This window comes from Mesorhizobium sp. 131-3-5 (assembly GCF_016756575.1).
Classification (GTDB): domain Bacteria; phylum Pseudomonadota; class Alphaproteobacteria; order Rhizobiales; family Rhizobiaceae; genus Mesorhizobium; species Mesorhizobium jarvisii.
Window position 1 is genome coordinate 5360225 of sequence record NZ_AP023254.1, and the last position, 22526, is coordinate 5382750.

At 62.5% G+C, this 22526-nt stretch carries 26 protein-coding genes; 13 read left to right on the plus strand and 13 right to left on the minus strand.

Annotation, left to right across the window (positions count from 1 at the left end; all coding sequences use genetic code 11):
* The first annotated feature begins 182 nt into the window (after positions 1–182).
* The 3 genes from JG747_RS26405 (at position 183) to JG747_RS26415 (ending at position 3594) form a co-directional block, all read left to right on the plus strand.
* Positions 183–2336 carry a transglycosylase domain-containing protein gene (locus JG747_RS26405; RefSeq protein WP_019857123.1) on the plus strand — a complete coding sequence of 718 codons (2154 nt, stop codon included), beginning with the start codon at positions 183–185 and terminating at the stop codon, positions 2334–2336.
* Positions 2337–2447: 111 nt separating this feature from the next.
* Positions 2448–3032, plus strand: coding sequence for a DUF1214 domain-containing protein (locus tag JG747_RS26410; protein WP_019857122.1), 585 nt, complete (start codon positions 2448–2450; stop codon positions 3030–3032).
* Positions 3025–3594 carry a DUF1254 domain-containing protein gene (locus tag JG747_RS26415; RefSeq protein WP_038645568.1) on the plus strand — a complete coding sequence of 190 codons (570 nt, stop codon included), beginning with the start codon at positions 3025–3027 and terminating at the stop codon, positions 3592–3594. The genes JG747_RS26410 and JG747_RS26415 overlap by 8 nt, the downstream gene beginning before the upstream one ends.
* 51 nt (positions 3595–3645) lie before the next feature.
* Here JG747_RS26415 and JG747_RS26420 read toward each other — a convergent pair whose 3' ends face one another.
* Positions 3646–3831 carry a hypothetical protein gene (locus JG747_RS26420; protein WP_056563609.1) on the minus strand — a complete coding sequence of 62 codons (186 nt, stop codon included), beginning with the start codon at positions 3829–3831 and terminating at the stop codon, positions 3646–3648.
* 210 nt (positions 3832–4041) lie between these two features.
* Here JG747_RS26420 and JG747_RS26425 point away from each other — a divergent pair, with 210 nt between their 5' ends.
* Positions 4042–5076, plus strand: a complete 1035-nt coding sequence (locus tag JG747_RS26425; protein ID WP_202360357.1) for a hypothetical protein — start codon at positions 4042–4044, stop codon at positions 5074–5076.
* Here JG747_RS26425 and JG747_RS26430 read toward each other — a convergent pair.
* From JG747_RS26430 to JG747_RS26440, 3 genes are all read right to left on the minus strand, one after another.
* The gene (locus JG747_RS26430) at positions 5054–5401 is read right to left on the minus strand and encodes a DUF1491 family protein (protein ID WP_019857119.1); all 348 of its coding nucleotides are present in this window, start codon (positions 5399–5401) and stop codon (positions 5054–5056) included. The two genes, JG747_RS26425 and JG747_RS26430, sit on opposite strands and share 23 nt — an antisense overlap.
* A gap of 207 nt (positions 5402–5608) precedes the next feature.
* The gene (locus JG747_RS26435) at positions 5609–6421 is read right to left on the minus strand and encodes a peptidoglycan-binding domain-containing protein (protein ID WP_064982929.1); all 813 of its coding nucleotides are present in this window, start codon (positions 6419–6421) and stop codon (positions 5609–5611) included.
* Positions 6396–8159 (minus strand): sensor histidine kinase, encoded by a 1764-nt coding sequence (locus JG747_RS26440; RefSeq protein ID WP_038652361.1) that lies wholly within the window; start codon positions 8157–8159, stop codon positions 6396–6398. Before JG747_RS26440 ends, JG747_RS26435 begins: the two co-directional genes overlap by 26 nt.
* Before the next feature lie 532 nt (positions 8160–8691).
* Between JG747_RS26440 and JG747_RS26445 the strand changes: the two genes are divergently transcribed.
* Together JG747_RS26445 and JG747_RS26450 are read left to right on the plus strand one after the other, a co-directional pair.
* Complete coding sequence (locus JG747_RS26445; protein ID WP_019857116.1) at positions 8692–9042, plus strand: DUF5330 domain-containing protein; 351 nt, start codon at positions 8692–8694, stop codon at positions 9040–9042.
* A 100-nt stretch (positions 9043–9142) separates the two neighbouring features.
* The gene (locus JG747_RS26450) at positions 9143–9571 is read left to right on the plus strand and encodes a SufE family protein (protein ID WP_038645561.1); all 429 of its coding nucleotides are present in this window, start codon (positions 9143–9145) and stop codon (positions 9569–9571) included.
* 82 nt (positions 9572–9653) lie between these two features.
* On the opposite strand, the gene JG747_RS26455 is transcribed toward JG747_RS26450, so the two are convergent.
* Together JG747_RS26455 and JG747_RS26460 are read right to left on the minus strand one after the other, a co-directional pair.
* On the minus strand, positions 9654–10079 hold the full coding sequence (locus JG747_RS26455) for a MucR family transcriptional regulator (protein WP_019857114.1): 426 nt from the start codon (positions 10077–10079) through the stop codon (positions 9654–9656).
* A 446-nt stretch (positions 10080–10525) separates the two neighbouring features.
* Positions 10526–10894 (minus strand): SH3 domain-containing protein, encoded by a 369-nt coding sequence (locus JG747_RS26460; protein WP_202362357.1) that lies wholly within the window; start codon positions 10892–10894, stop codon positions 10526–10528.
* A 114-nt stretch (positions 10895–11008) separates the two neighbouring features.
* Here JG747_RS26460 and JG747_RS26465 point away from each other — a divergent pair, with 114 nt between their 5' ends.
* The 5 genes from JG747_RS26465 to JG747_RS26485 all read left to right on the plus strand — a co-directional run bounded on the left by JG747_RS26465 (position 11009) and on the right by JG747_RS26485 (position 15438).
* Complete coding sequence (locus tag JG747_RS26465; protein WP_202360358.1) at positions 11009–13132, plus strand: S9 family peptidase; 2124 nt, start codon at positions 11009–11011, stop codon at positions 13130–13132.
* Positions 13129–13755, plus strand: a complete 627-nt coding sequence (locus JG747_RS26470) for a LysE family translocator (RefSeq protein WP_202360359.1) — start codon at positions 13129–13131, stop codon at positions 13753–13755. The genes JG747_RS26465 and JG747_RS26470 overlap by 4 nt, the downstream gene beginning before the upstream one ends.
* Before the next feature lie 150 nt (positions 13756–13905).
* Complete coding sequence (locus JG747_RS26475; RefSeq protein WP_027046644.1) at positions 13906–14295, plus strand: SET domain-containing protein; 390 nt, start codon at positions 13906–13908, stop codon at positions 14293–14295.
* Between the two features lie 102 nt (positions 14296–14397).
* Positions 14398–14709, plus strand: coding sequence for a hypothetical protein (locus JG747_RS26480; protein ID WP_019857110.1), 312 nt, complete (start codon positions 14398–14400; stop codon positions 14707–14709).
* A 234-nt stretch (positions 14710–14943) separates the two neighbouring features.
* A complete protein-coding gene (locus JG747_RS26485) occupies positions 14944–15438 on the plus strand; it encodes a serine hydrolase domain-containing protein (protein ID WP_244748445.1) in 495 nt (164 codons plus the stop codon).
* A gap of 10 nt (positions 15439–15448) precedes the next feature.
* Here JG747_RS26485 and JG747_RS26490 read toward each other — a convergent pair whose 3' ends face one another.
* From JG747_RS26490 to JG747_RS26505, 4 genes are all read right to left on the minus strand, one after another.
* Entirely contained in the window at positions 15449–16399 is a 951-nt protein-coding gene (locus tag JG747_RS26490) for a cytochrome c (protein WP_038645550.1), read from the minus strand.
* Positions 16400–16408: 9 nt separating this feature from the next.
* Positions 16409–16846, minus strand: coding sequence for a c-type cytochrome (locus JG747_RS26495; protein WP_038645548.1), 438 nt, complete (start codon positions 16844–16846; stop codon positions 16409–16411).
* A gap of 162 nt (positions 16847–17008) precedes the next feature.
* Positions 17009–17608, minus strand: a complete 600-nt coding sequence (locus JG747_RS26500) for a superoxide dismutase (protein ID WP_202360360.1) — start codon at positions 17606–17608, stop codon at positions 17009–17011.
* 178 nt (positions 17609–17786) lie between these two features.
* Positions 17787–18665: a branched-chain amino acid aminotransferase gene (locus JG747_RS26505; protein WP_019857105.1), complete on the minus strand. Its 879-nt coding sequence runs from the start codon at positions 18663–18665 to the stop codon at positions 17787–17789.
* Between the two features lie 154 nt (positions 18666–18819).
* Between JG747_RS26505 and JG747_RS26510 the strand changes: the two genes are divergently transcribed.
* Entirely contained in the window at positions 18820–19479 is a 660-nt protein-coding gene (locus JG747_RS26510) for a haloacid dehalogenase type II (RefSeq protein WP_019857104.1), read from the plus strand.
* A gap of 174 nt (positions 19480–19653) precedes the next feature.
* Positions 19654–20484, plus strand: a complete 831-nt coding sequence (locus tag JG747_RS26515) for a L,D-transpeptidase (RefSeq protein WP_019857103.1) — start codon at positions 19654–19656, stop codon at positions 20482–20484.
* A gap of 85 nt (positions 20485–20569) precedes the next feature.
* Here JG747_RS26515 and JG747_RS26520 read toward each other — a convergent pair whose 3' ends face one another.
* Genes JG747_RS26520 through JG747_RS26530 form a run of 3 tightly spaced genes read right to left on the minus strand, consistent with a single transcriptional unit; the run spans position 20570 to position 22487 of the window.
* The gene (locus JG747_RS26520; RefSeq protein ID WP_038645545.1) at positions 20570–21382 is read right to left on the minus strand and encodes a 3-methyl-2-oxobutanoate hydroxymethyltransferase; all 813 of its coding nucleotides are present in this window, start codon (positions 21380–21382) and stop codon (positions 20570–20572) included.
* Between the two features lie 9 nt (positions 21383–21391).
* Positions 21392–22174, minus strand: a complete 783-nt coding sequence (locus tag JG747_RS26525; protein ID WP_038645542.1) for a hydroxypyruvate isomerase family protein — start codon at positions 22172–22174, stop codon at positions 21392–21394.
* Position 22175: 1 nt separating this feature from the next.
* Complete coding sequence (locus tag JG747_RS26530) at positions 22176–22487, minus strand: MocE family 2Fe-2S type ferredoxin (RefSeq protein WP_019857100.1); 312 nt, start codon at positions 22485–22487, stop codon at positions 22176–22178.
* Positions 22488–22526: the final 39 nt, after the last annotated feature.

Consider the following 22526-nt stretch of genomic DNA (forward strand, 5'->3'; position numbering starts at 1 on the left):
TTTCGAGGTGGCGACCGTCGCCGATCATGGTTGCCCCTGCCCCTCGTCGACAAACCTTGCAGCTGTGTCCTCGCAGCCCTTGTGGGCACCCATAAAATGGATGAATAGTCACGACAGGGCGCCGCCCTGAAATTGCCGGCTTGCGGTTTTCAGGTCACGCCACAGCCGAGCCGGGTTTTTGAATGGTCAGCCCTGAACCGCGCAAGAGAAGAGGTCCGATCGCGTCGCGCCTTCTGGCGCTGGACGCCTGGATCGATTCCTCGCTCTATGAGATCGGGTTCAAGGCGCGGCAGTTCTGGGAAGCGGCGACGATCTTCTCGCGGCGCTTCCGTCTCAAGGGCTGGCGGCGTGGCATCATCGAGATTTTGAGCGAAGGTTTCACGCTCGGCGCCGGCGGCATCGTGGTGATGCTGGCGCTGGCCATTCCGGCGTTCCAGGATACGGCCGGTGACTGGCGCGCCCAAGGCGATTTCGCCGTCACCTTCCTCGACCGCTATGGCAACGAGATCGGCCAGCGCGGCATCATCCAGCGCGATTCCGTGCCGGTCGACGAGATGCCCGATCACGTCATCAAGGCAGTGCTGGCCACCGAGGACCGACGCTTCTTCGACCACTACGGCATCGACGTACTCGGCCTGTCACGCGCGATCTTCGAGAATGTGCGGGCGAATTCCGTCGTCCAGGGCGGCTCGAGCATCACCCAGCAGCTGGCCAAGAACCTGTTCCTGACCAATGAGCGCACCTTCGAACGCAAGATCAAGGAAGCCTTCCTGTCGCTGTGGCTCGAAGCCAATCTGTCGAAAAAGGAAATCCTGCAACTCTATCTCGACCGCGCCTATATGGGCGGCGGCACCTTTGGCATCGAGGCGGCGGCGGACTTCTATTTCGGCAAGAGCGTCAAGGACTTGAACCTGGCCGAAGCGGCGATGCTGGCCGGCCTGTTCAAGGCACCGACCAAATACGCCCCGCACATCAACCTGCCGGCAGCGCGCGCCCGCGCCAATGTGGTGCTGTCGAACCTGGTCGATTCCGGCTTCATGACCGAAGGCCAGGTGCTGCAGGCAAGGCTGCATCCGGCCGACGTCGTCGACCGCGGCGAACAGAAGAGCCCCGATTATTTCCTCGACTGGGCCTTCGACGAGGTCAAGAAGATCGCCAAGCCCGGCCAGCATTCGCTGGTTGCCCATACCACCTTCGACGCCAACATCCAGAAGGCGGCGGAAGAGTCCGTCGAGTTCCACCTGCGCCAGTTCGGCAAGGAGTACAACGTCACCGAAGGTGCCGTTGTGGTCATCGAGACCAATGGCGCGGTCCGCGCCATCGTCGGCGGCCGCGACTACGGCGCCAGCCAGTTCAACCGCGCCACCAAGGCGCTGCGCCAGACCGGCTCGTCCTTCAAACCCTATGTCTACGCCACGGCGATGGAACACGGCTTCACGCCCAACTCCATCATTTCCGGCGGGCCAATCAGCTGGGGCAACTGGTCACCGCACAATTACAGCGGCGAATCAGCCGGCAACATCACGCTGATCATGGCGATGGCCAAGTCGATCAACACCGTCCCGGTGCGGCTGGCCAAGGACCATCTCGGCATCGCGCCGATCAAGGCGATGGCTGAGGCGATGGGCGTGGAATCGCCGCTAGAGGCACACAAGACGATGGTGCTCGGCACTTCGGGCATGACCGTGATGGACCAGGCGACGGGCTACAGCGTGTTCGCCCAAAACGGCTTCGTCGGCTCCCGGCACGGCATCACCCAGCTCGTCACCCGCACCGGCGACGTAGTCTATGACTGGACCAAGGATGCGCCGCCGCCGCACCGGGTGCTGTCCGAGCAGGCGCTGAAATCCATGAACACCATGCTGGCGGCCGTGCCGGTGATGGGCACGGCGCGGCGCGCGCAAATTCCCAACATCGTCGTCGCCGGCAAGACCGGCACGACGCAATCCTACCGTGATGCCTGGTTCGTCGGCTTCACCGGCAACTACACGGCGGCCGTGTGGCTGGGCAATGATGATTTCACCCCGACCAAGAACATGACCGGCGGCTCGCTGCCGGCGATGGTGTGGCAACGCCTGATGGTCTACGCGCACCAGAACATCGACCTGAAGCCGATCCCCGGCATCGACAAACCTTTTGTCGACGAGGATATCGCGGCCAAGGCCGCGGAAGCGCAGAAGAAGAGCGAGGAACAGGCCGCGGCCGACGCGGCCGCCGAACGCCCTGCGGTGCTGTCCGGCCGGACCACGCAGACGCTGAGGGACATGACGCAGCTGTTCCAATCCGCACCCAAACTCAACGCCGCCGCCTCGCCCGAAACGCTCTCGGCGCTGTGACTTCGGCCTCGGCGCGGACCAAGCCAACAGGCAAATCCATCACGCCCGCTTGCCACAGGGCCCCGCGCCGCGATATCCCCGAACGGCAATCCTTCGCGCACGCGGCCCTTCATGCTCAAGAACGCCTTCCTGATGCTGCTTTCGCTTGCCATAGCCATTGGCGGCGGCGGCGCCAGCGTCTGGTATGCGCTGAAGATCCAGGACGGCGTCGGCGCCATCCGCATCGGCCAATGGACGGCCTTCCCCGACATTGGCACACCAGCAGCCGACCCCTACTCGAAGGCCCGCGTGGCGCGCGAGGGCGTGCTTGCACTCGGCCGCGCCGAAGGCCTGTCCTTCGTCGCCGAAAATGACGCTGCCGGCGACCAGCTCAAGCGGGAATGCAGCTACAGGATAGAGGGCGGATTCCCGACCGCTCGATTCTGGACGCTCTACGCCGCCGATCAATCGCTCGGCGTCGTCGAGACCGGCAAGCCGCGGCTTGCCGCGCTTCAATCCTACCAGGTGCTGCGCCAGGCCGACAATTCGGTGACCATCTCGGTCGGCCATCACCCCATGCCCGGCAATTGGCTTCTGACCGACGGTTCTGGACGGATGTATTTCGTCCTGACCTTCTACGACACGCCGATCGCCAGCAGCACCGGCCTGTCGGACGTCTCGCTGCCCAGGATCGTGAAGGCCGGCTGCGATGCGTAATGTCCTGGCCACGCTGCGCCGTCTTTTCCACGCTGTGCTGCTCGGCCTGGTCGGCGCCGGCATTGTCCACATCGTGGTGCTGCTCCTGGTACCGGAATTTTCGGAACGCGATGCCTGGTCGCGATTGTCCATGGCCTCCGATCTCTACCGGATGAACCGGCTCGATGCCGAGGCGGGCGGCGCGCCGGTGGTGAAATCGGTCGACCCGCTGTTCTACGCCACGGCCTGCCGGTTCGACCTCGAGGAAGGCATGGTCCGGATCAAAGCTCCGGGGAACGTCCCCTTCTGGTCGGTGTCGGTCTATGACCGCAACGGCCACAACATCTATTCCTTCAACGACCATACGGCGACCGGCGGCAAGCTCGATGCCGTGGTGCTGACGCCGGCGCAGATGATCGACGTGCGCAAGGATTTGCCCGAGGATCTGCAGGGGGCGATCTTCGTCGAAGCACCGATCGACGAGGGCATCTTCGTCATCCGCAGCTTCGTCCCGGACGACAGCTGGAAGCCGATCGTGTCACGCTTTCTCGACCAGAGTTCCTGCGAGCTGCAGGATTTCTAGACCAATAGCCAGAGGCCCAGATCTAGTAGCCTGACGGAACGGACCAAGGCTTCAGTGGTGCGGCACCGGCGTCCGTGGCGATCCCGGCTTGTCGGGCCCGGCAGGCCGAGCTTCCCCGGTGCTGGACCGCTCATAGCGGATGCCTGGAAAGATGATCACCGCCGCCGGTATTTCGGTGGTTTGCTTGGCTCGATTGGTCGGTGCCGCACGCGGCACGAAAGACAGTACCATGCCCATGATTCGCGCATTCCTCTCGGCTTCCCCGGAGCACAACGCAACGCCTCCAAATATCATTAAGGCCGGCAGAGGGTTAACGGAGCGCTAACGGATCACCGCTAACTTGATCTTTGTCTTGAGGTCAGCAGGTTCTGACCAGGGCAATCGCTCAACCGACACAGTCCCGGTTGAGCGTGGTCAAGGCTGTGTATCGAGTATCGGGTATCCTTCGTGTCATCTTCGGACTTCAGGCAAATCGCGATACGGACGGAATCGGGCAAGGCGGAAAGGCTGTTCCGCGCCGCGGTGTCGGCATTCTGCTCGCTGACCCGCCCGTCACGCCGCGAGATCGGCCAGCTCGAAGACCTGACGCTGCCGCTGTTCGACGATGTGTCCGTCGAATCGCGACGCTACGTCGCTGCCGCCCTTTCCGAATGCGAATATGCCCCCGCGGCACTCGTGCGGCGCCTCTGCGAGGAACCGGTCGACATTGCCGCGCCGCTGCTGATCCGTTCGCGCGCCGTCAGCGATATCGACCTCATCGCGCTGATCGGCCGGCACGGGCTGCCGCATGCGCGCGCCATAGCGCGCCGCAAGGACCTGAACCCGACCATTGCCGACCTGATCAGGGCGCTCGAACGGCCGACACTGGTGCGGGTGCGGGAACCGGACGTGCAAGCCCCCATGGCGCCAACCGTCGCAGCAGTGAATGCGGAAGCTGCCGAGGACAGTGCTTCAAGCCAACAGTCTCCCGGCATTGCCGCCGAGAATGCCCGGCGCAGGCTGCGCTCGATGATGCGTACCGGCGACGAAGCGTCGGCAGCGAAGGTCGATGCGTTCCCCGGCTCGGATACCTATGTCAAACTGCGCGAGACGGCGCTGACGGGAAACGCCGCCTTCTTCCAGACCGCGCTTGCGGATGCGCTCGACATTGATTTCTCGACCGCGCGCTCGCTGACTGCCAGCCAGAACTATGCCTCACTGCTCGCGGCGCTACGCTCGCTCGACTTCAGCGAGGACAGGGCCTTCCTGATCACCGTCGCCATCTACCCCAGCCTGTTCCCGCATCCGCAGGCCATCCGCACCTATCTCGACCGCTACCGCCTGCTGCATCGCGACGTGGCTCTGGACAGGGTGCGGGGATGGAAAGCCGAGGCCCTCTCCAGGATGGTTCGCGATGCGTCGCCCGCAAACAGCGACAGCCGCAAGGCATCGGACTGCGACGAAGCCTCAGCCCCCGCCCTCAAGGCGTCTTCACGGAAATAAGCTCCTCGACGGGAACGGTGCCGGCCTCGATCTCCACCACCCAGATGTCGGGATCGAACTTCTTTTCCCTCTCGAGACGGGCATCGAGCACGGCCGGATCGTCTTCGGCGGCGAGAAGGCTGAAGAAACGGTCGTCGGGCTTGGCCGAATCGTAGCTTGTCTGCGGCGCCGGCCCGTAGAGGGCGACGTCACCCAGCCTGCCCCGCGCCAGCACGAAAACAGCACCGGCCTCGGTCGCGCCACGGTTGACCACGGCGGCAAATCCGCCAGCGCCGAAAACGCGGCGCACCAAGGCAGAAACCCACAGATCCGATGTGACGCGCATAAGAAAGCTCCGAAAGCATGCGGGCTATCTAAAGCAGATGGCCGTTTCAAGGAAACGGCCATCTGCTCTAACTCTTTGATTTGACGCAATTCCCTAGGGAAAGCGCCACGCGCTTTTCCCGGGAAAACCGTTCAAACTTTTCCTGGAATTGCTTGCCGATAATTCCGCCGCTCGGCGAGCCGTCGTTTCGGCCTCGTTGGCCGGACCTCAATTGGTCAGGCCGATCTCGCGCATCTTGACGTAGACGATCTCGTCGGGCTCGCCGGTCTGCGGCAGGCCGAACAGCGACTGGAATTCCTTGATCGCCGCCTTGGTGCGCGCGCCGACGACACCATCCAACTGCATGTCGTCATTGCCGAACGCCTTGAGCCCGGCCTGGATCTTGACGATGCGGGGGTCGGGTCCCTGGGTCGGGGCGGCATCCGTCTGCCCGGAATTCGTTTGCCCAGAATTTGTCTGACCAGAATTTGTCTGGAGGGACACCGGAACGGCGGCCTGCGTATCCGGGCGCGGCTGCGGTTTGGGCACGGAGGCAGTCTTCGGCGTTGCACCAAGCTGATCGAGCAACAGGGCATCGATCTCGCCGGAAGCGTTGAGGCCGACCTTCTGCTGGTAGGCCTGTATGGCCTTGCGCGTGTTGGGGCCGGAAATGCCGTCGACCGTGCCGGAATAGAAGTCGAGGTCCTTCAATATGCCTTGCACCTGCTCGACCACCGGATCACCCTTCATCGGTGCGGGGGCCGCATTGGGCCGCACGATGTTGATCGTCGTCTCCGGCTCGTCGGAGGCAGTGTGCGGAAAACCCTGGAAATTGCGGGTGGCGAAGAACGCCCCGGCATGCGGGAAAGGCTGATACCACAGCGCATTCGCCGAGACATAGAACAGCGTCACCAGGAATGCCGTCGACCCGCCGACCAGGACCGGATTGCGCGAAATCATCCCGCCGACGGCCATGGCGCCGTCCTGGAAGGCGTTGCTGCGGCGTTTGACCGCCTTAGGCTGTTTTGCGGAGCGAGCCATTTCTGTCCCCTTTCGCCCTCGTCACCGGCATCGTCAGCACCCCTGCCTCGTTCGCCGGACGCCCCTTCGGCCCGTTGACCGGCAGGCTGATGGTCACCGTGGTGCCCTCGCCCGGCATGCTTTCGATCGACATGGTGCCTTCGTGCAGCGCCACCAGCCCCTTCACCAGCGACAGGCCAAGGCCGGTCCCCTCGAAACGGCGCGTATAGTCGTTCTGGATCTGCGTGAAGGGCTTGCCGAGATTGGCGAAATCCTCCTCGGCAATGCCGATGCCGGTGTCCCTGACCCAGAAATGCAGGCGCGAACCGATCCGCTTGGCGCCAACGACGACATCGCCGCCGTCGGGCGTGAACTTGATCGCATTCGAGACGAGATTGATCAGCATCTGCTGCACGGCGCGGCGATCGGCATTTATGTCGCCGGCGTCGGGAGCGATCTGCGTCTGCAAATCGATGTTCTTGGCCTGCGCCTGCAGCCGCATCATCGACTGGCACATCTCGACGGCTTCCATGAACCGGAACGGCTCCGGGTCCGCCGTGTAGGCGCCCGATTCGATCCTCGACACGTCGAGTATGGACGTCACGACAGCCAGAAGATGCTGGCCCGAATCCCGCACCAGGGTGACATATTCCTTCTGGCGCGGATCCTTGAAGGCGCCGAACATCTCATGCAGCAGCATGTCCGAGAAGCCGATGATGGCGTTCAGCGGCGTGCGCAGTTCATGGCTGACCACCGCCAGGAACCGGCCCTTGGCCACTTCCGCGGCTGCCGCCGTCTCATTGGCCTGCGCCAGTTCCTCACGCAGGCGGGCAGTCTCGTCATTCTCGCGCAGCACCAGCGTGAAGACGTCGCTCTGCTCCTCGCCACGCAGCAGTTCGAGCAGGAATGGCCGGTAATTGTCGGCCATCAAGCGACTGTCACTTTGGCGCGTATCATTCTGGCCGTTGCCGTTCTGGGGCAGCCTGACGCGCAATTCGAGGCGGCGCGAGGCAGCACCATCGCGCATATCCGCCAGGGCGCTGAGATAGGAGACACGGTCCGACAGGTGGACACGGTCGAACAAGCCGGTTCCGGAAAGCAGTTCCGGCGGCAATTTCAAAAGCGTGCGTGCCTTGGCGGACGCATCGAGCACCTCGCCATGGCGGGCGACGCGCAGGATCACCGCGTCGATGATGTCTTCCAGCCGGTCGCCGGTATCGAGCGTATCGGCCGCACCGGCGCTATCGCGAAACGCCGACAGGCGCGGGATCAGCGTCAGCGCCCAGGCCAGCGGCACCAGCCAATGCCAGGCAGCGATCTGCGCGCCCGCGAAGGGCAAGAAGGCCGCAGCCAGAGGCTGAAGGGCGATGGCGGCAATGGCCGAGACCGCTCCCCACAGGACCGCACGCCGCGAAGCGCCGATCCACCAGGCTTCGAAGGGCAGCGCCACGGCAAGCACGGCGACGGGAGAACTCAACCCGCCGGCGGCGGCGATCAGACCGCCAAGCGCAACGGCCGCCATCGCCAGGGCAACCGGTGCCGCCACGGGCATCTTGCCGGTAGCCGCCACCAGCAAGGCGACGAACCAGCACAGACCGAAGGCGGCGAAGATAGCGGCCATGGTCACAGCGGCGCCCATGCCTGATGTGACCAGCGTGACCGCGGCACCCGCGGCGAAGAATGGCGCTGCCAGCATGACACCGATGAAACGGCGTTGGCGCTCGCGGCCGCTCTGCCCGAGAATGGAGGGATGGACCATACGTTCGCAACCGGCGGCAATCGCGCCAGGCAATTCAGCGTATCTGGCCTTGATCGGCATCAACTCAACGCACTCGCACTCGTCGTGAACAGCTCTGCTTTTGCAGATTGTTTTGATTGGCTCCGAAACTCTCATCCAGCGTTTAAGGAATGGATAAGGCAGGGCCGACCAAAGCCCGGCCCGTGGCAAATATCGGGATCGCAACGGTCGAAAACCCGGGCAAATGCCGCCATAGTAAATGGAGGGTTATCTGCGAACGCCTGCCGTCGCCGGATCATGGACGAGGTGAGAACCGACTGAATTCCAGAAAAATTCAATGGAAACAGCAGGATAAACGGTTATCAAGAGATAACGAAAATCGTCCCGATATGAAACAAATCCATGGCAAAACGCTTCGTTTCGAATTTGCCTAAAATTTGAGGAAAATTGTCGCTGTGCGCGCAAGCCGTCCTTTGTGCCTGTGTGCCAACATCCTGCCCATAAAAGAGGTCATGCCATATGATGCATGATCCGGTCACGACAAGAGGCAGGCATGTTCTTCCTGATAAGAATGGCTTTCTGGTTTTCACTGGTGCTGCTGGCGCTGCCGCTGGGTGTCGGTTCCGACGAGCCGGGGCAGGAAAGCGTCGGGCCGATCCAGGCCCTGTTCGCGGCACGCGACGCGGTGGGCGACATTGCCGGCATCTGCGAGCGCAAGCCCGACGTCTGTGAGACGGGCAAGTCGGCGATGCACACCATCACCGCGCGTGCCAAGGAAACCGCCAAGATCGCGGCCGCCATGCTGGACGACAAGTCCACCGGCCCCGATACCTCGACAATGACGGGCAGCGTGGCGGAAGAGATCGTCCTGCCCGAGACCGTCAACCTGCCGGTCAAGAATTAAGCCGTCTCGACGGCGCACCGCGGGCCGTCTGCCCTCTCGACGCCCGCGGTGTCCTTGTTTTTTCCGTGACGCGGGGCCGCCGCGTGACTATATCCGGGTCATGACGACCACGATCCAGACGATCCGCGACGACTTCTCCTTCCTTGACGAATGGGAGGACCGCTATCGTTACGTCATCGAGCTCGGCGAGGCGCTGCCTCCCTTTCCCGATGAAGAGCGCAATGCCGCCAACAAGGTCCCGGGTTGCGTCAGCCAGGTCTGGCTGACCACCGAACAGGGACCGGGCAGCGATCCGGTCATCACTTTCACGGGGGATTCGGACGCCCATATCGTGCGCGGTCTGGTCGCGGTCATGCTGGCGCTGTTTTCCGGACGGACCGCCAGCGAAATCCAGAAAACCGATGCGGAAGCCACGCTGAAGGCACTCGGCCTGGACGAGCACCTGTCGCCGCAGCGCGCCAATGGCCTTCGCTCGATGGTCAAGCGCATCAAGCGCGATGCCGAGATGGCACTCAAGCAGACCGCCTGACGCCCTCCGGCCAGCCTGTTCCCCAAAATCAAACGGCGCCCGAAGGCGCCGTCGATGTCGGGTCGACCTGAGGGAACAGCGACTACCGCGCCTTGCGCTTGCGGCCAAGGCCCATCTTCTTGGCGAGCTGAGAGCGGGCTGCCGCATAGTTCGGAGCAACCATCGGATAGCTCGGGTCGAGATTCCACTTTTCGCGATACTGCTCCGGCGTCAGATCATAGTGGGTCATCAGGTGACGCTTGAGCGACTTGAACTTCTTGCCGTCTTCAAGGCAGACAATGTAGTCGTCATGAACCGAGCGCTTCGGGTTGACAGCCGGCTTCTGCTTGTCGGCGGGGGGCTGTTCGGCGGTTCCGCCCACACGCCCGAGAGCGGCATGGACATCGGATATGAGGTTCGGCAATTCGCCGACCGGCACGGGGTTGTTGCTGACATAGGCGGCCACCACATCGGCGGTCAGCTCGATCAGCGCATCGTTGTTTCTGGAAGGTGTTTCGACAATATCCATGGTCTTCAGGCCCCAACAAGAGTTACGTCGATATGCGCCCTTTTTTACAGGCAGGGCATCGCACGAATTTTGAGCAGGTAGTGTTTCTACGATTCGTGTCGTGGGCACATCAATGCGACCATGGAGCAAGTAAGTCAATTCGCCCTTTGCATTATATTTAGGAAAGCTGATCAACTATTCGCCAGTCAGCTTCAATCTTTCGTGCATCATGTAATTTTTCGATATTTCGTTCGCCAAACCGGCACTGCCTGACGTTAGGTCAGCTGATCGTTACATTCGCGATAACTCACAAAGCAATTCTCAATGCTCTGGTTTGCTTTGTCAGGGCGCCGTCAATCTTGGTTGTTCACAACTGTGCACAAAACCATAGGTTGCCGCTCATCTTTTCGCAGACAACGAGGCGACCTGTCCCACCGGCCGCATCACAATCAATCGACGACCGTCAATCAATACGGGGTGATGTACTTCCCATAGGCCCAGCCGGTGACGAAAGCGCCGTTTTTGGCCGGGTCGTGCCAGACCTCACACCAGTGATAGCGAACCGTCTGGTGTTGCTTCCATGCCGGCTGATTGGCGATGTCGAGCAGGTTTACGCCGCCGGTGCATCGCCCGGTCATCTGCAGGACGGTGCCGTTCGGGTATGCGGCCTGCTTCTGGGAGGTGCCGGACGGATACTTGCGCACGTTGAGCGTGTCGCCGAACGGCACATTGGCCACTTGCCAAGCCGCGAATACGGTCGCATGAGACTGGCCGGCAAAGACCAGAGTCAGCGAAGCGACGGCGGAAGTCGCAGCGATCCGAGATCGAATGGTCATCATCTTCCTCCCGACCCACCTCATGGAGCCGACACCACCTCTAGGTTACGGCCCTTGAACCCACCCTGATCGGCGTGTTCACTCATCATTCAAGATATTCCCAAGCGAGACGCAATGACCAATACTTCCGGATTTCCGATCGTCAGCCCGCCGACACCGCAGAAGCGGCCGGTTTTCGACACGCATCACGGCATCACGCGAACCGATGAATATGCCTGGCTGCGGGCCGACAACTGGCAGGAGATGTTTCGGGACCCGTCCCTGCTCGATGCGGGCATCCGCGCCGAACTCGAAGCCGAGAATGCCTACCAGTCGAAGCTGATGGCCGACACTTCAGACCTGCGGAAGCAGCTTTTCAAGGAGATGAAGGGCCGCATCAAGGAAGACGATTCTTCCGTTCCGATGAAGGACGGGCTCTATGCCTATGGATCTTCTTTCAAGCTCGGCGGCGAGCAGCCGCGCTATTTCCGCATGCCGCGCGACGGCGGAACCGAGCAGATCCTGCTCGACGGCGACCTCGAGGCGGAAGGCAAGGCGTATTTCCGGCTCGGCGGTGTCGACCATTCGGCTGATCACCGCAGGCTGTTGTGGGCCTTCGACGACAAGGGGTCCGAGTTCTACACGTTGTGCGTGCGCGACCTTGCCGATGGCAAGGACCTGGCGGACCAGATTCCCGCGACAGGCGGCTCGGGCGTATGGGACGCGGGCAATGACGGATTCTTCTACACGCGTCTCGACCCCAACCACCGGCCCTCGAAAGTGCTGTTCCACGCGCTTGGACAAGACCATGGAACCGACCGCCTGATCTATGAGGAAACCGATCCCGGCTTCTTCATGAATGTCGACGGCACCCGCGACAACCAATGGATCATGATCGGCATCAACGACCACGAGACCTCGGAATATCGGCTGCTGAGCGCCAGCGATCCGTTTGCCGAACCCAGGCTGGTTTGTGCGCGCGAGACCGGCCTTCAATATGAGCTGGAGGAAGGCGGCGACATCTTCTTCATCCTGACCAATGCGGACGGCGCCAAGGACTTCAAGATCATGACGGCGCCGGCAAGCGATCCGGTCCGCGCCAACTGGCAGGAGCTGGTGCCGCATGAACCGGGCCGGCTGATCCTGTCGGTGATCGGCTTCAAGGACCATATGGTCCGGCTTGAGCGCAAGGAGGGGCTGCCGCGCATTGTCGTGCGCGACCGCACCAGTGGCGAAGAGCATCTTCTGTCTCTCGATGAGGAGGCTTTCTCGCTCGGCCTGTCGGGCTCCTATGAATACGACACCGAGATCATGCGCTTTTCCTATTCGTCGATGACGACGCCGGCGCAGGTGTTCGACTACAATATGCGCACTCGCGAACGTGTGCTGCTCAAGACCCAGGAAGTTCCGGCCGGTCATGATGCGGACCATTATGTCACCAGGCGGCTGATGGCGCCCGCCGCCGACGGCGAGCTGGTGCCGATCTCGCTTCTGCACCATCGCGACACGCCGCTCGATGGATCAGCACCTTGCCTGCTTTACGGCTACGGCTCGTACGGCATCACCGTGCCGGCGGCCTTCAACACTAACTGCCTGTCGCTGGTCGACCGCGGCTTCGTCTACGCCATCGCTCATGTGCGCGGCGGCAAGGACAAGGGCTACGGCTGGTACGATGACGGCAAGCGGGCGCACAAGATGAACACGTTTACGGATTTCATCGCCTGTGCGCGCCACCTCGTTGCCGAGCGCTATAGCGCGCATGACCGCATGGTCGCGCAAGGCGGCTCGGCCGGCGGCATGCTGATGGGCGCCATCGCCAATATGGCGCCGGACTGCTTTGGCGGCATCGTCGCCGAGGTTCCCTTCGTCGACGTGCTCACCACCATGCTCGACGCGACCTTGCCGCTGACACCGCCGGAATGGCCGGAATGGGGCAATCCGATCGCGTCGGCCGACGACTACCACACCATCGCCGCTTACTCGCCTTACGACAATGTCGCGGCCCTCGACTATCCGCCGATCCTGGCGCTCGCCGGCCTAACCGACCCGCGCGTCACCTATTGGGAGCCGGCCAAATGGGTCGCACGGCTGCGCGACCGCAAGATCGGCGACAATCCGGTGCTGTTCAAGATCAACATGGATTCCGGCCATGCCGGCGCCTCCGGCCGGTTTTCAAGGCTGGAGGAGATCGCCTATACATATTCCTTCGCGCTGAAGATTACAGGCAAGGCGCAGCTTATCGAGGAGACCCTCCGATGATCGATCTGTCGGCATTGATCGCCTACATCGCCGTCGTGCTCGGCTTTGTCTTTATTCCGGGTCCGGCCACGCTGCTGACGATCGCCCGGGCAACGAGTTCGGGAACGAAGGTCGGGATCGCGACCGGCGCCGGGATCGCGGCCGGCGACATTTTTCACACTGTCATGGCGATGCTCGGCATCTCGGCGATCATCGCCACCTCGGCGACGCTGTTCAGCATCGTAAAATATATCGGTGCGGCCTACCTCGTTTATCTCGGCATCCGCGCCATCATTGAGAAAACGCCGGCCGATCCCGCTGCCGGCGCGCTCGCGATCTCGGCTGACAAGGCGTTTCGGCAGGCCGTCCTGACCGAAGTGCTCAACCCCAAGACCGCACTGTTTTTCCTGGCATTCCTGCCTCAGTTCGTACGGCCCGAAAGCGGAACGGTGATGCTTCAATTGGCCGTGCTGGGAATTGTCTTCGTCGTGCTCGGCCTTTTCAGCACGATCGTCTTTGCCGTGAGCGCCGGTCGTCTGGGCTCTTTCCTGCGCCGAAATCCGACCGTGCTGAAATGGCAGGGCAAGGTTGTCGGCGGAATCTACTGTGCCTTGGGCGTGCGCCTGGCCTTGCAGCAACGCTGAGGCTCCGGACAGCACGTTCACTTTTGGGTTCAGCGATCATGACTTTTTGAATTCCGCATTGCTCATTTCCACTCGCAATTGCGATGGTCGCGCGTTACCCCTGCACGACTTTCCCGGGCGATGAAGCCCGCACGCGCACAAGGGTCCATTATGCTGCTCGTCGACGTCTATCTCGACAAATCGCCGATCCAGGGCATCGGCGTCTTCGCCAAGCACCACATCCCCAAGGGCACGCTGATCTGGAAGCTCGACCCCCGCTTCGACCGGATCATCGACGTCGAGACCTATGAGGGCGAGAGCGGGCCGGTGAAGAACTATCTCGACCGCTATTCCTACCCGGACCGGCGCGATCCGGCCTATATCGTCTTCGAAGCCGACGACGCCCGCTACATGAACCACGACGACGAGCCGAATTGCGATGTCTCGTCACCTGAGGAAACCTATGCCTTGCGCGACATCGCACCCGGCGAGGAACTGACCTGCAACTACAACCATTTCTTCGAGACGGGCTTCGATTTCCTCGGCGATCGGCACCTCTAGTCTGAAAATGGGCATGGCCCCTAGAAGCCGGGGCCGGAGACTTCGATTGCCCGGCCCCTGTCTGGGCTGCTAGTTTGGGTCCTGATAAATTAGAGCCCAAAAATGCTGCGGTCATTCGAGCAACTGCGCGACACGGCAAAGGCCGATCTTCTGATCGCGGCCGACGAGGAGCACGCGGCTTTGGCCGGCAGTGGCGCCTACGCGATGCCGTGGCACTGGCACGATTGCCTGATGTTCATCCTACCAAGCCATGGAACGGTCGAGCTCAAGCACGAAGACCAGCGCGAAGGGACGTGGCTGTCGCAGGACCGGTTCGCCGTTGTGCCGCAGAACAGAGCGCATGAGACCCGCGCCGGGATTGGCGCGCATCGCCATGTCGCCATCTATGTCACCGGCGCCATTCTGCGCCGGTGACATAGATGGCGATGCGCGGGTCTGCGATGTCCTCGACATGCGGGTGAGCCTGGATTTCGAGGAGATCTATCACGATCCGCGCGGCCCCTACGCGCGCTATCGCCGGGCCGGCCTGCTGGACCCCTCCGAACCCGGTGAGGAGCCCGAGACGGTCGTCGGCTTCATCGCCGGGCTGAAAAAAGGCCGGGGGACCACGGCGGCGTCTATCACTACGCCTCCCCCAACTCCGATGTTCTGGGCCTCGTCATCCAGGGCGCTTCCGGGCGGCGCTTTCCTGATCTTGCTTCGGAGCGCCTGTTTCAGCCGCTCGGCGCCAGGCAGGATGCCTATGTCACGGTCGATCGAGCCGGCACGCCGCGCACGGGCGGCGGCATCAACATGACGCCGCGCGATCTCGCGCGCATCGGCGAGATGATGCGGCAGGGCGGCGTCGCCAATGGACGCCGCATCGTCTCGCAGGCCTGGGTGAACGACACCACTACCGGCGGCTCTTCCAAGGCCTGGTCCGAAAGCACTTCCGCGAGCTGGCTGCCGAAAGGCCGTTACCACAACAAATGGTACCAGACAGGCAACGCCTTCTTCGCACTCGGCATTCATGGCCAGTGGCTCTATGTCGATCCGCGGGCAGAGATGGTTCTCGCAAAGTTTTCATCACAACCCGATGCCATCGTCGACGACGCCAAGGATTTCAATCTCACTCTGTTCGACGCACTGGCAAAGATCGTCTGAGCCTGAACGCTCAATTCGCAGCCTGCTTGCGCGCGGGATAGCCGTTCGGGTGCGGCGGCACAGCTTTGAGATAGGCGGCGATCGCAGCCCGGTCCCCTGCTGTCAGCTCGGCCATGTTGCGCTGGACGTCGACCATCGCGCCGCCAACGGAATCGAAATTGGGCGTGAAGCCGGTTTCGAGGTAGTTGGCGATGTCGGCTTCGGACCAGTTGGCGAGGCCGCCCTTGCCCGATGTGATGTTGGGCACGATGCCCGAGCCCTCGGCCGCCACGGCCCCCGCCAGCCATTCGCCTTTCTTCGTCCCCCCTGCGAAGTTACGCGGCGTGTGGCATTCGCCGCAGTGGCCCGGCCCCTCGACCAGATAGCGGCCGGACGCCACCGGATCGGGCGCGCCATCGGCCAAGGCAACAACAGGCTGGTCGCTGAGATAGAGGCGCTTCCACAAGCCGATGCCACGCCTGACGTTGAACGGGAACGCAAGCGAATTGCCCGGCGCCTTGCCGGCGACGGCGGGCAGCGTCTTCAGGAAGGCATAGAGATCGGCAACGTCCGACGGCTTCATGCGGGCGTAGGACGCGTAGGGAAAGGCCGGATAGAAATGCTCGCCGGACGGTGAAACGCCCTTGAGCATGGCGTTGGCAAGGTCCTCGACCGACCATGCACCGATGCCGTCCTTGGGGTCTTGCGAAATGTTGGGCGGGACAAAAGTGCCGAACGGCGTCTTGAGTTGAAGACCACCGACCAGTTGAAGCCGAGCATCGCCCTGCGAACCGGGCTTCGCGTGGCAGGAGGTGCAACCGCCGGCATAGAAAATGCGCTTGCCCTTGGTCGCGTCGCCCGGCCCGAGTTGCGCCAGGGCCGTCGCGTCCAGCTTGACCGGTGCCGACAGCAGCCAACCACCGGCCGCGCCGACGCTGCCCAGTATGAGGGCCGCGCCGACCAGCTTCTTCAGCCATGCCATGTCAGGCAATCAGCCCTTCTTGATCCTGTAACCCTGATGGCAGGCGCCGCAATCCGAACCGATGGCGCCGACTTGCGCTTTCAGCGCGTCGACATCGGCGGGAGCCGCCGCGACCGCGGCCTTGACGTTGGCGAGATACTTGTCCTCGGCGGCCTTGAAGCCGGCCGTGTCTTCCCAGATTTTCGGCCCCGCCGTGGTGTCGCCGGCATCGCTGCCTTTCGGGAACAAAGCGTCGACGTCGAACTTCTCGGCATTCACCTGCAGCGCCTGCAACTGCGTCAGCACGGCAGCGGCATCAAAGGAGTCCTCGCCCTTGGCAACTTTCGCCAAGCCGCCGACGATCTTTCCGCGTTCCTTCATCAGAGCCTGCCGGTCGATGATCGGATCGGCAAAGGCCGCCGAACCGGCGAAGGCGAGCATTGAGATGGCGATGACAAGCTTTCTCATTCATTTGGCTCCGTGATGAAGGTATTTGGGACACGACGTTAACGGATGCGGCGGACGGAATATTCCCTGTCCTCGGATGGTTTTTTCCGGGCCTTCGCAGCCACTGATATCGATACGGAAAAAGAAAGGCCCCGGGATTGCCGGGGCCTTTCTGACTGTCGATCACTTCGCCTTTTCGTAAAGTTTCAGCACATGATCCCAGTTGATCAGGCTGTCGACGAAGGCCTCGAGATATTTCGGGCGGGCGTTGCGGTAGTCGATGTAATAGGAGTGTTCCCAGACGTCGACACCGAGGATCGGCGAGGCGCCATGAACGAGCGGGTTTTCGCCGTTCGGGGTCTTCGAGATCGCCAGCTTGCCGTCCTTGACCGAAACCCAGGCCCAGCCCGAACCGAACTGCGTCGTGCCGGCGGCGACAAAATCAGCCTTGAACTTGTCGTAGCCGCCGAGATCGCTGTCGAAGGCCTTCTGCAGCGCGCCCGGCAGCTTGTTGCCGCCGCCGCCCTTCTTCATCCACTTCCAGAAATGGATGTGATTGTAGTGCTGCGCGGCATTGTTGAAGAGACCTGCATTCTTGCCGAACGACTGCTTGACCACCTCTTCGACCGACAGATCACCCATTCCGGCCTCGGCAGCCAGCTTGTTGCCATTGTCGACATAGGCCTTGTGATGCTTGTCGTGATGATATTCCAGCGTCTCTTTCGACATGTAAGGCTGCAAGGCCTCATAGTCGTAGGGCAGAGCGGGCAATTCAAAAGCCATGGGTAGTACTCCCTCGTGGAAAAAATCCGGTATGGATACCGGATTAAGATAGGACTGGATTGAGCTGGAACAACTCCGGAAGTGAAGCGCCGGTTCCCTTTCTAAGCGGGTTCCGGAAAACTGTCACACGGTTTTCCTGCGGCCAAGCGCGCAGCGACAAAAAGGCCGAAGCGGCGCGTCAGCCGGCCGACGCCGAATGCGCCCAATCCCAATAGAGCTCGCGCGCCTTCTTGGCCACAGGGCCGGGTTGCAGATCGCGATCCTCGATGCGCGTGATCGGCACCACCTTGGAGTGGTTGCCGGTCGAGAAGATTTCGTCCGCTTCGAGGAAATCGCGCACCGACAGCGTCTTTTCCGTCGTCTTGAATCCGTACTCGCCCAGCAGCGTCATCGTGCGCGAGCGTGTGATGCCGGACAGGAAGGTGCCGTTCGGCGCCGGCGTCAGCACGTGGCCATCCTTGACCAGGAAGATGTTGGAGCTTCCGGTCTCTGCGACGTTGCCCAGCATGTCCAACACCAAAGCATTATCGAAGCCGCGCATCTTGGCTTCGAGGATGGCGCGGCCATTGTTGGGATAGAGGCACCCGGCCTTGGCGTTGGTCGGCATGGTTTCGATCGTCGGGCGCCGGAACGGCGATACCGTCACCGAAAACCCGGTCGGCGAGATCATCGGCGATTCATAAAGGCAGAGGCAAAAACGGGTCGAAGCAGGATCGGCCGGCACGCCCATGTAGCCGCCATGCTCGGCCCAGTACATCGGCCTGATATAGACCGCCGTCTTGCCGTCGAATTTCTTCAATCCGTCCCAGGTCAGCCCGACGATCTGTTCGGGCGACATGTTCGGCTTGAGGCCGAGCGCGATCGCCGAGGCGTTCACCCGCCTGGCGTGCAGGTCGAGGTCGGGCGCCACGCCCTCGAACCAGCGCGCCCCGTCGAACACGCTGGTGCCGAGCCACATGGCGTGGCTGCGCGGGCCCAGAATGGCGATATTGCCCTCGTACCAGTCGCCGTCGACGAAAGTCCATGTCGCGGATTGCGCCGCTGCCGCCAGTGTCATCGCGTTATCCCATTCCGATCAATCTTGTGTGACAACATTGGATGATGCTTTGGCCGCTGCCGTCAACGGGCATCGGGGAGTTTTGTTGAGGCCAGCGGGGCCGCGATGCAATCAAGGCTTGCACCTTGCCCCGCCTCGCCTCAAAACTGTCGCCATGCAATACGCCGCCTATGTTTTCGACGCCTACGGCACATTGTTCGACGTGCACGCCGCCGTGCGCCGGCATGCCGACCGGATCGGCCCGGACGGCCAGTTGCTGTCCGAAATCTGGCGCGCCAAGCAGCTCGAATATTCCTGGGTGCGCTCGCTGATGGGCGCCTATGCCGATTTCTGGCAACTGACCGAACAGGCGCTCGACTTCGCCTTGCGCAAGGTCCCCTCCGCCGATCCCGGCCTCAGGACAAAACTGCTGGAAGCCTACTGGCGGCTGGACTGCTACCCGGAGGTACCGGCCGTGCTGAAGGCGCTCAAGGCCTCTGGAGCCAGGCTGGCGATCCTCTCCAACGGCTCGCCCGAAATGCTGGAAGCGGCGGTCAAATCGGCCGCGCTCGACCATGTTCTGGACGACATCTATTCGGTCGATACGGTGCGGCGCTTCAAGACCGATCCGGCGGTCTACGACATGGTCGCCACCGGCTGGCGCCTCTATCCCGGCGCGGTGTCCTTCCAGTCCTCCAATCGCTGGGACATAGCCGGCGCCACCAAATTCGGCTTTCGCACCGTGTGGATCAACCGCTCCAACCAGCCCGAGGAATACCGGGACTTTCCGCCGGCCTTGATCCTGCCGACCCTCGAAGCGCTGGTCACCGCCTGAGCTGTCCAGCTGTGACCCTGGCGCAACAGTGGCGGCGCAGTCACAGCTTCGCCTTTGTTTGTCCACGTTCGGGCCAGAATCGGAACCGCCTATCGCCTCAGGTGTTGTCAGGCACCCGCATAGCGGCAAGCGTATTCACGCTTTGTTGCAATTTGAGTCCTAAAGAAGGCAGCCATGTCCATAGCCGAAATCGAATCCTATCGCCTGAGCCGTCGCGGCTTCCTCAACGCCGCAGCATTGGGCGCCGCATCGATCGCGGTTTCCGCATGCGCCACCACCGGGCCAGGACCGGTCGAGCCTCCGCAGCCAACCTATGTCGAGCCGCCGCTCGCCGACTATGCGTCGATGTACGCGGCTGTCAGCGATGGCGGCTTCGACCTGCCGGCCATCCCATTCGACAGGATCGATCCACAGTTCCTACGCCAGATCGTTCCCGATCCGACCGGGCAGAAGCCCGGAACGATCGTCGTCGATACGACAGGCCATTTCCTCTATCTGGTTCGTCCGGGTGGCCAGGCCATCCGCTATGGCGTCGGCCTCGGCCGCGCCGGCTTCGAATGGTCAGGCGACGCCGTCGTCCAGTGGAAGCAGAAGTGGCCGAAATGGACGCCGCCGGATGAGATGATCGCCCGCCAGCCGGAATTGAAGCCATACAGCGCCGACAATGGCGGCATGCCCGGCGGGCTGAAGAACCCGCTCGGTGCCCGCGCGCTCTATCTCTTCCAGGGCAATGTGGACACGCTCTATCGCCTGCACGGCTCGCCGGAATGGAAGTCGATCGGCAAATCGGTGTCGTCGGGCTGCGTGCGCCTGATGAACCAGGACATCATCGACCTCTACGACCGCGTGCCGTCGAAAACCCCTGTCATCGTGACCAGCGACGCCAGCCAGCCGATGGCGGCGGCAGCGACGGCCAACCACAAGGCCATCCCGATCGACGCCGGCGTGCCGGACGGATCGGTGCTGCTCGGCCCAGTCAAGGCAGTGACGAACGCGATCTTCTGAGTTTGTCGAAGGAGCGGCGGACAGTCGCCGCTCCTTCCATGCATGTCGGTGCCGCAGCCTAAAACGATTTCAAGGGCGGTATCCGTCAGAGGCCAAGCGGGGCCCTGAAGGCCGCGAGTTCTTCGTCGGCGATCGAGACGACGTGCTGCGGCTCGGGATAAGTGCCGGTCTTCACATCGGAGATGAACTCGCGATAGGCGGCGATGCGCTCGCGCTGCAGTCGCTCATACTCGGCGGCGAAGTTGCGGTAGGTCTTGGCGTGGCGTGGCCTGTGGCCTGAGGTGTGGCCGAGTACGTCCTCGCTGAACAAATACTGCGCATCGGCATGCGGTCCGGCGCCCATGCCAAGCATGATCATCGGCGTGCTTCTGGTGATCAGTTCGGCAATCCGGTCCGGCACCACTTCCAGCTCGGCGCCGAAGCAGCCGATGGTTTCAAGGCGCTTGACGTGATCCCACACCGCACGCGCGCTCTCGGCCGTCCTGCCGACGGCCTTGAAACCGCCGGTCCAGGTGCATTGCGAAGGGATCAGGCCGACATGGGCGACGACCGGCACGGCGTTGTCGCACAGCGTCTTCTGGATATCGAGCGAGGCGGCGCAGTAGAAGCAGTCGCCGCCGATGCGCATGAAATGGTAGGCGGTTTTCAAATAGTCCTCCGCCGTAACCAGATTGCCGGCTGGGCCGTAGGGAAGCCCGACCTGCACGAAGCAGCGGCCGGCCGCCTCGCGCATCTCGGGCGAGAAGAAGCGGCCCTCGATCGAAAGCATGTCGACGCCGGCCGCGTCGGCCGCCGCCGCCTCTTCGAGCGAGGTGACGTAGAGCATGGAAATCTTCTGCCCGCGGCCCTTCATGGCGCGGATGTCGGCGACGGTGGGCCGGGTATTTTTGCTGACCATTTTGTTCCCTCAGATGGTGAAAGCTTCGCGGAAGGCTTGCAGGGCGGCCTCAGGATCGCCTGAGGCGAACGCCTCCATGCCCACCGGCCCGCGGTAGCCCATGTCCTTCAGCGCATGGGCGATACCCCGGTAATTGATCTCGCCGCTGCCGGGCTCCATGCGTCCGGGGACGTCGGCCACCTGGACCTCGCCGATCCAGGGCAGGCAGGCGCGGCACAGCTCGATCAAATTCCCTTCGCCAATCTGCGCATGGTAGAGGTCGAGGTTGAGACGCAGACCGGGCCGGTTGACATCAGACACTAGCGCTAACGTGTCTTCCGCTCGTCCAAACGGCACGCCGGGATGGTCGACCGGCAGGTTCAAATTCTCCAGCGTGAAGGTCACGCCTTCCGCCTCGGCGAGGTCGGCGATGCGGTTCAGCGTGTCGCGCGCCTTGAGCCACATGGCACCGGTGACAGCCTCGCAAGGAGTGACCGGCAGGCCGCCTTCGCCGAGCCCCGTGCCGTGCAGATTGAGCCGCGCGACGCCGAGACGCTTGCCGACCGCCACCGTCTCCTTCGCCGTCTTCAACAGTTCGGCAGCGCCCTCGTCATCGGAAAGCCTGCCGCTGAGGTAGCCGTTCATGATCGAGAAGGTCGCGCCGGATCTTTCCAGCATCGCTAGGTCATGGTCCGGCCAGTTCCAGAGGCCGACCTGGAAGCCCAACTCGGTGAGGCGCTCGACGCGCCATTCCATCGGCCGGTCGCGCCACAGCATCTCGACACAGGCCGCAAGGGTGAAGGTATCGGACATGTCAGACCTCGATGTACACGCGGCCATCCTCGACCTTCGTGTTGTAGGTTTTCAGGTTCACGCAGACCGGTGCGCGCAGCGCTTCGCCGGTCCGGTAATCGAACACGCCGCTGTGCTTCGGGCATTCGATCCTGTGTTCCATAACCAGCCCATCGCTCAGATGCACCTTTTCATGCGTACACAGCCCGTCGGTGCAAAAGAATGCATCGTCGGGGCTGTGGTAGATGGCGAATGTCCGGCCCTCGTGATCAAAGCGGATGACGTCCTCTTCGTCGATGTCATCGGTCGCGCACGCATCAATCCATTTTGCCATTGTCACTTTGCCGTCTGTTCTTTGGTTGGTCGAAAAGGC

Bases quoted from the DNA above. Each gene is read 5' to 3' on its own strand.
- JG747_RS26450 (WP_038645561.1), top strand. From the start codon at position 9,143: ATGACGACCACGATCCAGACGATCCGCGACGACTTCTCCTTCCTTGAC.
- JG747_RS26435 (WP_064982929.1), bottom strand. From the start codon at position 6,421: ATGGCTCGCTCCGCAAAACAGCCTAAGGCGGTCAAACGCCGCAGCAAC.
- JG747_RS26490 (WP_038645550.1), bottom strand. From the start codon at position 16,399: ATGGCATGGCTGAAGAAGCTGGTCGGCGCGGCCCTCATACTGGGCAGC.
- JG747_RS26455 (WP_019857114.1), bottom strand. From the start codon at position 10,079: ATGGATATTGTCGAAACACCTTCCAGAAACAACGATGCGCTGATCGAG.
- JG747_RS26520 (WP_038645545.1), bottom strand. From the start codon at position 21,382: ATGGTCAGCAAAAATACCCGGCCCACCGTCGCCGACATCCGCGCCATG.
- JG747_RS26445 (WP_019857116.1), top strand. From the start codon at position 8,692: ATGTTCTTCCTGATAAGAATGGCTTTCTGGTTTTCACTGGTGCTGCTG.
- JG747_RS26405 (WP_019857123.1), top strand. From the start codon at position 183: ATGGTCAGCCCTGAACCGCGCAAGAGAAGAGGTCCGATCGCGTCGCGC.
- JG747_RS26525 (WP_038645542.1), bottom strand. From the start codon at position 22,174: ATGTCCGATACCTTCACCCTTGCGGCCTGTGTCGAGATGCTGTGGCGC.
- JG747_RS26515 (WP_019857103.1), top strand. From the start codon at position 19,654: ATGTCCATAGCCGAAATCGAATCCTATCGCCTGAGCCGTCGCGGCTTC.
- JG747_RS26480 (WP_019857110.1), top strand. From the start codon at position 14,398: ATGCTGCGGTCATTCGAGCAACTGCGCGACACGGCAAAGGCCGATCTT.
- JG747_RS26420 (WP_056563609.1), bottom strand. From the start codon at position 3,831: ATGGGCATGGTACTGTCTTTCGTGCCGCGTGCGGCACCGACCAATCGA.
- JG747_RS26510 (WP_019857104.1), top strand. From the start codon at position 18,820: ATGCAATACGCCGCCTATGTTTTCGACGCCTACGGCACATTGTTCGAC.
- JG747_RS26495 (WP_038645548.1), bottom strand. From the start codon at position 16,846: ATGAGAAAGCTTGTCATCGCCATCTCAATGCTCGCCTTCGCCGGTTCG.
- JG747_RS26440 (WP_038652361.1), bottom strand. From the start codon at position 8,159: ATGGTCCATCCCTCCATTCTCGGGCAGAGCGGCCGCGAGCGCCAACGC.
- JG747_RS26460 (WP_202362357.1), bottom strand. From the start codon at position 10,894: ATGACCATTCGATCTCGGATCGCTGCGACTTCCGCCGTCGCTTCGCTG.
- JG747_RS26415 (WP_038645568.1), top strand. From the start codon at position 3,025: ATGCGTAATGTCCTGGCCACGCTGCGCCGTCTTTTCCACGCTGTGCTG.
- JG747_RS26430 (WP_019857119.1), bottom strand. From the start codon at position 5,401: ATGCGCGTCACATCGGATCTGTGGGTTTCTGCCTTGGTGCGCCGCGTT.
- JG747_RS26410 (WP_019857122.1), top strand. From the start codon at position 2,448: ATGCTCAAGAACGCCTTCCTGATGCTGCTTTCGCTTGCCATAGCCATT.
- JG747_RS26470 (WP_202360359.1), top strand. From the start codon at position 13,129: ATGATCGATCTGTCGGCATTGATCGCCTACATCGCCGTCGTGCTCGGC.
- JG747_RS26500 (WP_202360360.1), bottom strand. From the start codon at position 17,608: ATGGCTTTTGAATTGCCCGCTCTGCCCTACGACTATGAGGCCTTGCAG.
- JG747_RS26475 (WP_027046644.1), top strand. From the start codon at position 13,906: ATGCTGCTCGTCGACGTCTATCTCGACAAATCGCCGATCCAGGGCATC.
- JG747_RS26505 (WP_019857105.1), bottom strand. From the start codon at position 18,665: ATGACACTGGCGGCAGCGGCGCAATCCGCGACATGGACTTTCGTCGAC.
- JG747_RS26465 (WP_202360358.1), top strand. From the start codon at position 11,009: ATGACCAATACTTCCGGATTTCCGATCGTCAGCCCGCCGACACCGCAG.
- JG747_RS26530 (WP_019857100.1), bottom strand. From the start codon at position 22,487: ATGGCAAAATGGATTGATGCGTGCGCGACCGATGACATCGACGAAGAG.